This is a genomic window from Leptotrichia sp. (genome assembly GCF_057270615.1).
The window spans coordinates 1-1,526 of the sequence record NZ_DBHIXN010000134.1 but is presented as its reverse complement, the minus strand read 5'-3'; the positions used below and the strand labels follow the sequence as shown (position 1 = coordinate 1,526).

General features: G+C 27.0%; 1 protein-coding gene. It reads left to right on the top strand.

Translation table 11 applies throughout. The annotated features are described in order from the left end of the window. Nucleotides 1–260 precede the first annotated feature (260 nt). Nucleotides 261–1,187, top strand: coding sequence for a replication initiation protein (locus ACO409_RS10910; protein WP_371467403.1), 927 nt, complete (start codon nt 261–263; stop codon nt 1,185–1,187). Nucleotides 1,188–1,526: the final 339 nt, after the last annotated feature.

Here is a 1,526-nt window from a genome sequence, read left to right as displayed (position 1 = left end):
ATTATACCTATTTTATATATATCTTTTATATTATACCTTTTTAGGTACTCGCAAACAGCGATAAATAAAGGAACTGAAGGTATTAAAAAACAACTTTTTGGGAGAATAAAAACTACCTTTTGGGAATTTAAAAACGACTTTTCGGGAAAATAAAGACAACTTTTTGGGAGTATTTTTGAACAATAAAAACACCGATTTTAAATATGGTTGTTAAAATATGTTTTATATGATATAATGGCTATGTTTGGAGATGATGTCAAATGAATGAAATTGTAAAATATAAAAATGATTTTAATAATCAAGAACTTAGAAAATTTACAGCCGAAGAATTAAATTTATTAATGACAATTCTTCATAAAGTCAGGGATAATGGAACTAAAATTTTAAATTTTTCATTTAATGAGTTAAAAAGACTTATAAGGCTTGAAAAAAATATGACAATAAAAGAATTTTCAAAAACAATAATGAATGTTAATAAAAAGCTGCTTGCATTAAATTATACTTTTCAAACAGAAGAGCTTATAATTCAATTTGCTCTTTTTCAAGAATTTGTAATAAATACTAAAACACAAAATTTGACAATTGCAGTAAGTGAAAGGTTTAAATTTTTACTAAATGAGTTTGAACCTGGCAATTGGACAAGATTTGAACTGGAAGAGTTTGTCAGATTAAAGTCAAGTTACACCAAAGAGTTTTACAGAAGAATGAAACAGTTTAGAAGTACAGGCTTTTGGAGCGTTAATTTAGATGAGTTCAAAAGGTTAATGGACATTCCTGTAAATTATCGAATGTGTGATATTGATGTAAAAGTCTTAAAGCCAATACAAAAGGAACTTAAAGAAAAGTATGGATTAAAAATTCAGAAAACGTATAACACAAAAGGAAGAGGACGCCCTGCCGTGTCAGGCTTCATTTTTACATTTCTGAAAGAAGAACCGCAGTCCAGAGAAATTAAGGAAGAGAAAAAAGAAATTAAAACACCTGCCGACTTTTTCATTCATAGAAAAGTTAGAATGATGGATGGAGTAACTGGAATGTTTAACACCTTGACAATAAAGTCAATAAATGAACAGAAGAATGGAATGGTAGTTGTTAAAATTCAGAATGTTGATGATTTTTATGAGCAGAATTTTAACTTTAACAGCATGGAACATTTTGAGAACTGGTTCAGGAAATATGTGATATAAAATAAGTTCATATTAGCCTTGTAATGAAAAATTTTTTAATCAGGCAATGTTTTTACCAAAAATTTATTTAGCAAACGCTACGGGCTTAATATGACGTAATATGGACTTCATATCTTATTGTTATCAAATTCATTTTACAAAAAATATTTTCAGGAATAATGATTTTCTAAAATTTAATATTTACATTTGCATATGATTAATGTTAAAATAATAAAAAATAAAATAAATCTTCAATGAACTTTCTAATCAGTAAAAATATCGAAAGGAGATGAATGGATGAAAGAAAAAAGTAAGATATTACGTAAATTAACTGCTGCATTATTGCTAAACGTGTTCAGC

What these genes read in the sequence shown, in the direction of transcription:
- ACO409_RS10910 (WP_371467403.1), top strand. Translation starts at nt 261, where the DNA reads ATGAATGAAATTGTAAAATATAAAAATGATTTTAATAATCAAGAACTT.